Raw genomic sequence first — 11,033 nt, 5'->3', positions numbered from 1 at the left:
CGCTTCGCCATGCGGCGCAAATCAATACGTTGAATCAGTGAGGGGTCAGGTCATGGAACTCAAGAAAACCAATCGTGATCTGAAGGGTTGGCTTTGGTTATTTTTAGCGAGTGTTGTCGTTTCATTACTGCCGTTCAATCAGGCCATAGCGGCATGGCCTGCGCAATTTGGTGGTGCTGGTGCCCAGACCATAGTAGATGTTGTGGTCGATTCCGAAGGTAATAGCGTGGTTTCCGGAACCTTCCGCGATAGCATCGAGTTTCCGAAACCTGACGGAGGAGCTAGCGTTACTCTGTCTTCACCCGGTTTTTTGAGCGTTTATATAGCCAAGTACACTGCCAGCGGTGATTTTATTTGGGCAAACAAAATTGATACGGCCGCCTATACGGAACTGACAAGCATTGCCGTAGATTCAGTTGATGACATCTATATTTCTGGCAGGCTGGACTCGGCGGATTCAGCAGTCATTGCCGGTGTGGTTATCCAGCGTGGCAGTGCCTTTATTGCAAAAATTAGTAAATCGGGCGTCTGGAGTTGGGCAAGGGAGTATACGAACACAGCCACAGTTGAGATCAGTGTGCCTGAGGGTGGAGCTGGCATTTATGTGTTTTCAGCCGATAATCTCCTGGATACTATGCTGCTATCACGGCTCTCTAACAGGTCGGGGGAAAACATTTGGAGCCTTCCTTTTCCAATAACGCGAGGGGATGGCTCTTTTCTCAATGTTGGCCTTCCCATCGGGCTCAAAACGCAGATCCGGGAGAGCGACGGTGCAAGCGATCTGTATTTGTCCATATGGAATTTTGGGCTTAAAGAAATTTGTGGTTTTCCGGTTTCCGAGATCTATAGCTTAGTTAAAGTTGTGGAAAATCCTGTCACGGATCAAAACGGAAACGTTACTTCTTACAGCATAGACTGTGCCTGGATCTGGGAAGATGAGACGTTTGACGGTTCTTCAACAACCGTTGTCGCTGTTGAGGGTGATAATGTCTATCACGTCCAGAGTCGAGTAACCCGAATTAACGCGAATACGGGTGTGCCCTCATCGGAAGCAGGCTTTGAAGCACCTAACAATGTAGGTTCGTTCTCAGTTGAAGTAGACCGTGCGGGTAATGTCTACTACTCCGGTACGTACACTGGATCACCGCGTCTAGCGGGTTTTGGTCCCTTGCCTCAGGCTGAGCGGGTCTCTGTTTTCGTGGCCAAGCTTGCACCGGATGAAACCTGGCAGTGGGTGAATACGATATCTCGGCCTGCTGGTGAAGGGCCGATCTCTGCGAACTTAGTCCGTAAGAGCATTGGGCTGAGCAAGAATGGTCTGGCGCTCACGGTCGGTATATCCACCCCGGGCTCTGTTCTATTTGGTGCCGAATCAGCAGTGTCGGAAGGTGCAGAAGACGTCTTTCTTGGCGCGTTAGATACTAATAGCGGCAACTGGCTCGTTCCTACAGTCCAGGTTATTGGCGAGGGAATTTCACCGCCGGATGGCGCGCTGAATGAACGGCCGACTGTTTTTATTAACGGTGAACTGGTCGCGGACGCAGGAAACTATACCTTCTGGAGTGAAGCGAACAAGACGTTTTATGTTATCGGTGAACCACCAGGATTGCTGACACTTCAGTGGCGCACTTCCGCCGAGCTTGATCCGGAGAATCCCGAAAGATTCACCACAAAACTTATTGTTGACCCGGTGTTGCCGCCGGTAGAGTCCCGTCAAACGCACATTGCCGGCACATCCGCCAGGCTTGAACCGCTATACCAGGCAGAAAATTCTTCCCAACCCCTGAGGTTTGCTCAGGTAGCCTACCCTCCCAACAGCGGGAACCTGATCTCTGATGGTATGTTCAATCGGCAAGCCCCGGTTGGTAGTCAGTCCAGCTACGTGGTTTTGCACTACGTGGCCACGAATACGCAGGATGAACCTGTCGATATTACGAGCCAAATTCCGGTTTTCCAGGTGGTGTATACCAAACCCTGGGATGATTCAGAGTTGTTGCAGGCAAGTAATGAGTGCCTGATCGGTTCTGCACTAACCAGCACACTTCATGAAGACTCTGTACGAAATGGCCACATTGTTTTTGAAAATGCGCGTTTCGATCCGTCCCTTCACAATCGCGAAACCGGGGTTGGGCCGATTTTCCCGGTTAACCAGAGCAGCTCGGTGGACAACGCCATGGCGGTGGTCTGGTATAGCGAAAATGCTCTTGGCCAGACCTGGGGTAACAGGCCCGTCAGGTATAATTGCCAGTGGCCCCAGGTTGGGACCGGCGCGGGCGATGCAAAAACAATCCTCATTGCTGATCAACAAGGGTCTGGCGAGTTGCCTGCCAATTATTCCAATGCCACGATTTACAACCAACCAAATCCGGACATGCCTGGCTTCAATGCCAACGAAGAACATGCATTGCTGCTGAATAACACGGTATTCGCCTTGCGAAATGACCTGAACGATGTGATTGCTGACAACAATCCTCTGTACGCGTCGCGGCCATTCACGTTACTGAAATACGTCGATCGCAACACAGGCAGCTTTGCATTTCAGGTCTATCGCATCGAATCGCGCCGTGACGATGCGCCTTTCAGCTCTGTGGAGAACAACCCGGTATATGTCGATAGGGGGCTTTACACCCTTACCGCCGGTAACCTTCTGCAATTGCCAATACCGTTGCGTGCACTTGGGGTATGCGCTCAGAACGTGATTACCGATGTGAACGAAGCCGGTTGGGAAGACCATACTGGCAGCTTCTGGGCTCGTTCAGCTGGGCAGGTCACGGCGCGTTATTTCTATCCCTTACAGAACGGGTTTTACTACGACCTGAATAACGACGGGCAGCCCGACCAGGAGCCTGGAAGCTGCGTGCCCTGGCTCGACAGGCTCGCTGGTGCGCCGGAGAGCACGCCTGTCGGCACTCCGGTCAACGTAAGTTATAAGTTTGAGTGGCCAGAGGCGGTTCCGGTAATGTCGCCGGGCGAGACTCTGTTTTCATCGAAAGAAGCTTCCTGTTCTGCGCCGTCTGACAACAAATGTTTCCTTCCCCAGATTAACGGCCAGGCAGCGGCACAGATCATCTACGATGAAACGCTGGAAACACTCAATGCAGGACCTGCGGATTCGCTGGTTAAACTGATTGACCCCATCAGCACCCGCTCGGTTCAGCTGGATGAGGTGAATGGTCAGCTTGCCACGAATTCACGAGGCGGCATCCTGTATTTCAGCGATCTTCCCTTCGTGATTCGCAACAGGCTGAGTTACGACCCGATCAACAAGACGCTTAGTTTCAATGGCTGGGTTGATGAGAGTCAGATTGGCGATCCACAGCTTTTGCCCAACATTATGACACGCCGGGAACGAGACCGGATCCTTGCCCTGCAAGGCGCCGATCAGGCGTTCTCTAACGCCATCAACGCGCTTTATCACCTTTCGCGCAACCCCAATGGACTAAATCTGGATGGCGATCCAGATGGCGTTGCAGACGAAGCTTACCTGGTAGGTGTTCAGCCCCTGTACCTTGGGGAAGGTATTGATGAGAACGGAGATGGAATCGCGGATAACTTCCGGGATGCCAACAACAATAGGCGGGATGATCGTCTGGATGATCCTGCGTTTGTGTTGTCACCAACTCAGTTTGTCGTGAGGGCAGAAGACAACACAGTGCCACAACCGCAAGCCTTGCTGGGTACGCCCATGGCGCTTACCGCAGGGCGGCCGACGGGGGAGGGATATGTCACCATCGCCTTTAACAATGATCCAAGTCTCGGCTCATTGCCGGTCAGCCTGCAGGTTCTGCGGATGGACAACAGCAACGGCGTTTATCAGGGCAATATCTGGGTGGTGCCTTCAGACAACATCTTCGAAGAGTCTCTCACTCTGCGCCACAGCGGTGATTTTGCGGGCGATCCGGACCTGGTGAATTTTGAATGGTATTACCAGCCCGACACCAGCGGGCAGCCGGATTCACCGCCAGTGCCGGGTGATCCCGTTTCCCCCTGGATTATTCACCCGGGCTCAGGTGATGGCGCTCTGGATATCACTATTGAAGGTCCGGGCCTGCTGACACTGAGTGACAACTGGTTTATCACCCGTTATACCAACCTGGGTGGCGCTGAATATGGCAATGATGTAACGCCCAGTGCCTGGGCAGGGGACCCGAGTTATGACCCGGCTGCACCGTCGTCCGATCCCGCTATCCAGGCCAGGGCCATGTTGGCGACTGGCTGGATCAAGCGGGTGATCGCTGGTTTGAACCCGTTTGATCAGAGAGTTAAGGATTTCCGCGATTCGGAGGTTAATACTCTGACCAGCATGATCGCGCAGGCAGGTGAGCCTTATGCTGGACCTATCCCCTTCAATCCCGACCCGGATGTGGTGAACAGCGTAGGCATCATTGAGGCTTACCAGACCGTGCTCGAACGGGGCAAAGACCTCAGTATTAACGCTGGCTTCAATGACATTGCGGCAAACACTCAGCTACTGAACGTGGCGACCCGAATCGCGGACCTGTACATGCTGCTCGGTAATGAGGCTTATGCAGACGCCCAGGATCCGACGATTGGCCTGGAAGCTGGCAGCAATCTGGGCAGCGTCGCCTCGTCTTTGTTTGCTTTCCAGAATCAACTGGAGTCGCCCCTGGAAGAAGAACTGGTTCTGCTACGCGGTCGGGACGACAGCCGTGCAGGCGTGTCCGGCTACCCGGTTTATAACCGCCTTTTCTGGAACTTTACCCAGGGTAATGGCGAAGTCGCTTACGTGCAGAACTACCGGATAACCGATCAGAACAAGGACGGCTTTATTACCGAAGCCGACGCCCGGATTCTGTATCCACAGGGTCACGGCGATGCCTGGGGCCATTACCTCAGCTCGGTTAAGGTACGTTACATCCTGCTTAAGGAGCCCAACTACACCTGGAAGCCCAGAACCGAATCGGTGCTGGTGGCAGGCGTGCCGATCGAGGTGGACTATCTGGACGAACGTAAGTTTGCCCAGGCTGCTGCTGCCAAGGCCAAGGCTGGCACGGAGATTATTAACCTGACCTACCGCGAGAAATATGTGGAAGAGCCATCCGGGCAGTGGCAAGGCTACAAGGATACCGCAGATAAAAGCGATCGGGCCTGGGGCCTGGACGGCTGGGGTCGCCGTGTTGGCCAGGGCGCCTATTTCGACTGGATTACGGCCAACGCCATTCTTCCGCCGGTGGATGAACTGAATCAGGGTATCGCAAAGGTTGACCGCACTACGGTTGTTGAGCTGTCTCAGGTTGCAAACCAGTACGGAGCAGTCCAGGCGCAGCTTGATCAGGCCGACGCGGGCTTGAATCCGCTCGGGTTGGCGAAGGGCGTTGTGCCTTTCGATATAGATCCGAACCCTCTGGAAGTAGGCTCCGGCATTAACGGGCAAAGCCATTTCGACCAGATTGCCCAGAGAGCCCAGGTGGCCCTGGATAATGCCGTCTCGGTCTTCAACTTTGCTAATCAGCAAACCCAGTCTGTGCGTTCGGTTCAGGACGACGCTGACAAGTTGAACAATTCCGTCATTCAGCAGGAACGGGACTACCGGAACCGGCTGATCGAAATTTTTGGTTATCCCTACGCCGGGAATATTGGGGGAGGCAAAACCTACCCCTCGGGCTACAACGGTCCAGACCTTTACCACTATATGTATGTGAGTTCGGAATTGACCGGCGATTTACCGCCACCGGATGGGTCGTTTACCGGGTTTTATTCAGAGATCCCCTTTGGTGGAAGCAACGGATTTGCATTTCCTGAAGACCTGGTAGGTGGTGCCTACGCAGACGTTGGAGGTACGCTCGAGGTTGAGTATCCGGTAGCTCGAGGTGCCGATTGGCAGTATGTCGCACCCCAAAGTTGGGGCAAGCGGCGAGCCCCCGGACGCATTCAGGCAGCCGTTTCAGATTTGCTTCAGGCTCAGGCTCAACTCCAAAGAGCAGCAAAAGGGCATGAAAATTTGCTTTTGGCTGTTACGGATGCTGCAGAACTGGTTAGAGCTGAGTACGGATTGGGTCTGGAGGAAGTAAGTATTCTCCGGAAAAGAAGAGCTGAAATCATTAATCTGAATGCAGGTTTGGTGGCCGCGCGTAACGCGAATATTGTTGCAACCCAGACGAAAGAGTCACTGAAAGAGGCGGTTGATGCATCCACCAACGCGATACCTAAGGTAATCGGATTTTCAAACGATGCTTTCAGTTCGATCAGAGGGGCTCTTGCAGCCATTGCTTTGGCCTCTACCACTCCATTTAATGTGGCGGCAGGCGTTGCGGAAGTTGCTGAAGTAGGCATTGAAGCCGCCAAAGAGGCAGTAGAGTTACAGACGGAAATCGACCTTGCAGCCGATACAACCAACGTGGCGCTCTTGGAGCGCATTAAAGAGCTGGAGCAGCTCTGGCGAGAAGAAGCGCTGTTGCGACTTGAGCTGTTCACCCAGGCTGAAGTTGTTAACCAAAGCCTGGGCAGCTATTACGAAGTGCTCGCTGAGGGGCAACGCCTACTGGAAGAACGCCGTTCGTTCCGCGTATTTACCGCGGGTGATGTACAGGCCAACCGCTACAGCGACCTGACCTTCCGGATTTTCCGAAACGATGCCCTGCAGAAATACCGCGCCCAGTTTGATCTGGCAGCCCGGTATGTCTACCTGGCCGCAACCGCCTACGATTACGAAACCAATCTACTGGGAAGCGATGCCGGCTCAGGCCGCAAATTCCTGGCGGATATCGTGCGGCAGCGCGGGCTGGGCCAGGTGATTGATGGCGTTCCGGTGGCTGGCACGCCGGGCTTGGCGGACGTGTTGGCCCGCCTGACCCAGAACTTTAATATCTATCGAGGCCAGCTGGGCTTCAATAACCCGCAGGTTGAGACCAACCGGTTCTCACTGCGCTATGAGCTTTTCCGCAAACGCCTGGATCCGAACGACCCGAACAGCGAGCTGGTCAGGCTGGAGACCAGTCAGGAATGGCGCCAGAAGTTGGAGGAAAGCCGGGTTGAAAACCTTTGGGATATTCCTGAGTTCCGTCGTTATGCCAGGCCCTTTGCCCCCGAGAATGCGGGGCCGCAACCGGGCCTGGTCATCCGCTTCCCGACCACGGTCAATTTTGGTCTGAACTTCTTTGGGCGGGAACTGGGCGCGGGTGACAGTGCCTATGACCCAACCAATTTTGCCACCAAGGTTCGGGCAGTAGGCACCTGGTTTGAAGGCTATAACGAGACCGGTCTGTCGAACACTCCGAGGGTGTACTTGCTGCCCGTAGGGATGGATATCATGCGGTCTCCCACCGGCGACACACTTGCCACACGCGAGTGGCGGGTTGTGGACCAGAGGCTGCCTGCGCCTTTCCCGATTGGGGCATCCGATCTGACCAATTCGGAATGGATTCCTGTGAATGACTCACTGAGCGGTACTTATGCAGAAATCCGGCGCTTCTCCAGTTATCGGGCCTACCACGACAGCGGTGAGTTCAATCCATCGGAAACCGCCAGTGATACCCGCCTTGTGGGTCGGTCAGTGTGGAACACCGACTGGATGCTGATTATTCCTGGTGGAACTCTGAACTTCCGGGGGGATGAAGGTATTGACCGTCTGATTCAGGGGCAGCTTACTCCCGATGGATCGCGAGATGGCAACGGTATAAAAGACATTAAATTGTTCTTCCAGACTTACGGCTATTCAGGTAACTGAGGTGATCAGCATGAAAAATACAAAGGTATTCAGGGCTGTCGCTATGGGTCTGGCCCCCCTGATGTTGATTGCCCACTCGTCGCTGGCAGCCATTCCCGAGCCCGACAATCTCCTGTATGGCACCGTGAGTTTGGACGGCTCGCCGGTAACGGCGTCGGATACCAACGTGTCTCTGGTGCTTGAATACCAGGGGCACATTCTGGACCGCTACACTATGGGTGAAGATCCGGCGGCACAGGATCGGTATGTGCTGTCGATCCCTGTGGATTCGATCGCTCAACGCCGTGAGGGATTTGTCCGTAAAGGCGATGTGCTGACCGTCCGATACCGAATGGGTAACTCGCAGTCGGCGGCGGCGGAGGTTGTTGTCAATGACCGTGGCACCATAACGGAACTGAACCTGGCTTTGAGAGGCGTTGATATTATTGACGGCCCTGGCCCGGACAGTCTGGATACCGATGGCGATGGTATTCCGGACATCGTTGAGATTGCGGCCGGGCTGAACCCCTTTGACCCCTCGGATGCGCTACTGGATGCGGACGGTGATGGCGTCAATAATCTGGATGAGTACCTGGCAGGTACGGATATTAATGCCGACGACCAGCCGCCCCTGTTGATCGTGCCCGGTGACATTGAAGTGCCTGCCACGGGGCTTTTCACCAGAGTCGAACTGGGTGAGGCATATGCTTACGATGCCCTGGACGGTCAGGTGACGGCATCGAATAACGCGAGGGAGCTATTTTCCCCGGGAGCACACTTTGTTGAATGGAGTGCACGTGACCGGGCCGGGAATGTGGCAAGGGATACCCAGCTTGTGATCGTAAAGCCTATTGTTAACCTGCACACGGACCAAGTGGTTGCTAAAGGCAGCAATGTCGAGGTGGTCGCCGAGCTGAATGGTAATGCGGCCATTTATCCTGTGGTGATCCCCTACACGGTATCCGGGACGGCAGCGGGTGGCGGCGTTACCCATACACTTGCAAATGGTGAGATCACTATTTCCAGTGGGCTAAAAGGCAGCGTGAATTTTGAGATTGTCGACGACGGTAACATGGCAGGCAGTGCCGAGACGGTTATCGTCACACTGGGTGAGTCTGAGAATGTTGTCTCCGGTGCCAAAACTGTCTACACCGCAATGATCAGCGACCAGAACGTTGCGCCGACAGTCCGGTTGATCGCCGACCAGGGGGGGCGGGGCCCGACCAGGATGGTCGTGGCCGATGGTGGGCCGGTGACCGTCAGTGCATTGGTCACCGATCCCGATCCCGGCGACAGCCACACCTTTGACTGGTCTTTCAGTGACAGCCAATTACTGGAAACCAATGGCAATAACTCTGACGGCCGGTTTGTATTTGACCCCAGCCGTCTGGCGCCCGGTTATTACCGCATTGCCGTGGGTGTAAGCGATTCTGCTCTTGCAGAGAACCGGTCTGACCTGGTGATTGAAGTGCTCAGTCAGGCTCCGCTGCTAACATCATTAGACTCTGATGGCGATGGCATTCCCGATGATGTTGAAGGATTTGGTGATGCTAACGGCAACGGCATTCCTGATTACCTCGACAATATTGGCCCTGATAACCTGATCCGCGCCCTGGCAACGTCGGCAGAAGCATACCTGATCGAAACGGAGCCGGGTCTCAGGCTTTCGCTCGGCTATACAGCCCTGACCGCGAAAAGGTATAGCGCCATGGTAACGGTAGAAGACATCTCCCAGGCCTTCGCCTTGCCGGCGCTGGAAGACGGTGAAGAACCTGAGAAATTCCCGGGCGGCGTGTTTGATTTTGAAATCGCGGGTCTTTCACAGCCTTCCGATTCTGCCTACATCGTGATACCACAGGCTGCTGCCATTCCCAAACGGGCGGTTTACCGCAAGTATTCGGCGGATACTATGGTGTGGAACGACTTTATTGAGAATGATCGCAACGCTGTTTTCTCTGCGCCGGGCGAGAAAGGCTATTGTCCGCCACCTAAAAGCCACGAGTACAAAGCTGGGCTCAGCGAAGGAGATTGGTGTGTCAAGTTGCTGATTGAAGATGGTGGCCCGAATGACGCAGACGGCCTGGCGAACCAGACGATTAAAGACCCCGGTGGTGTTCAGGGTCTGCCCGCGCCGATAGCACGCAGTGGCGGCGGCGGCCGATTTGACCTGTTCCTGTTGACGCTGATCGCAATCTCGGCGGGCCTGATCTTCCGCAGAAGTCGTGGGAGTCGACGCGTTCGGTGATTAAAGCTGACATTCGAGGATCCAGTCTTTGGGTGCCGGCCACCATGAGCTGCATTGCGCTTATGGTGGCCGTTTTTGTTACCGACCCGGATTCCTATCTGCAATACCAGTCTGATGTTGATCGCAGCGGTGAATCCTGGCGGCTGATAACAGCCCACTTCGTCCATCTTGACTGGCTACATCTGCTGCTCAACCTGTCTGGTTTGTGGTTGCTCTGGCTGCTCGTTGGTGGAACATTCAGCGGTGATCAGTGGGTATTGGTGGTCGTGCTCCTGTCCCTTTCGATCACCGGGGGGCTATGGGTCTTCTCGCCAGAGGTTGGCTGGTATGTGGGGTTGTCTGGTTTGCTTTATGGAATGCTGGCTGCCGGCCTGGTGGTAGCGATCAAGGCTCTCAGATCGTCGTTTACCCTGGTGTTTATTCTGGTTTTACTCAAGGCGGTCTATGACAGTTTTTATGGCCCGGTCAGCCTGGTAGATGTGACGGCGCATCAGGTTATCACCGACGCCCATGTGTACGGAATCGTCTCGGGCACAGTGATCGGGGCAACAGGGCGCTTGCTGGCAGGAAGACAGGATCAAAGCGGATAACAAAAAGCCCGGGCTTTTCGGCCCAGGCTTTTTGTAGGGATTTTTGGTCGGGACGGTAGGATTTGAACCTACGACCCCTTGCACCCCATGCAAGTGCGCTACCAAGCTGCGCTACGCCCCGATGCTCGCATGCCAGGAGAAAATAGGTTTATCTCAGTGGCTTAGCGGGAGCGAAGTCTACACCAGCCCAGGCTAAAAATAAACAGGGAGCTGGTAATTATTTCGGTGGATTATCGCAGTTTGGCTTTCCGCGGTGTCAGGATGAATTCCGGCGGTTCGAAGGTGTCGTGCCGGGCCTCATCCCAGTATTTATCGAACGCCATTGAGCCGGTTTTTCCCTCAAGCAGGGCGCCTGGTTCAAGGAAGGGGGAAAAGGTCCAGACAGCTTTGAATCCCGGTTTTGGAAACGCACACTGAGATAGTTTGATCTCTATCATTCTAACCTGATCAACCTGCTCAAGACAGGGATTCTGCCCCTGTGCTTCTCGGTCTGCAAATCTGGTCTATGCTTGAATGTGTATAAGTGATCTGC

General features: G+C 54.4%; 3 protein-coding genes and 1 tRNA gene. 3 read left to right on the top strand and 1 reads right to left on the bottom strand.

What is annotated here, in order from left to right; genetic code table 11:
• Positions 1-1,198: 1,198 nt before the first annotated feature.
• The 3 genes from IBX51_RS12780 to rrtA are packed head-to-tail and all read left to right on the top strand — an operon-like array spanning position 1,199 to position 10,501.
• Positions 1,199-7,687, top strand: a complete 6,489-nt coding sequence (locus IBX51_RS12780; protein WP_291831670.1) for a hypothetical protein — start codon at positions 1,199-1,201, stop codon at positions 7,685-7,687.
• A 10-nt stretch (positions 7,688-7,697) separates the two neighbouring features.
• Positions 7,698-9,911, top strand: coding sequence for a choice-of-anchor U domain-containing protein (locus IBX51_RS12775; protein ID WP_291831669.1), 2,214 nt, complete (start codon positions 7,698-7,700; stop codon positions 9,909-9,911).
• 44 nt (positions 9,912-9,955) lie between these two features.
• A complete protein-coding gene (gene rrtA, locus IBX51_RS12770; protein WP_291831668.1) occupies positions 9,956-10,501 on the top strand; it encodes a rhombosortase in 546 nt (181 codons plus the stop codon).
• A gap of 44 nt (positions 10,502-10,545) precedes the next feature.
• Here the strand turns inward: rrtA and IBX51_RS12765 are convergent.
• Positions 10,546-10,622 (bottom strand) — tRNA-Pro (locus IBX51_RS12765).
• Positions 10,623-11,033 lie beyond the last annotated feature (411 nt).

Source organism: Marinobacter sp. (assembly GCF_014859525.1).
Lineage (GTDB): Bacteria > Pseudomonadota > Gammaproteobacteria > Pseudomonadales > Oleiphilaceae > Marinobacter.
This window is presented reverse-complemented; position numbering and strand designations above follow the sequence as displayed.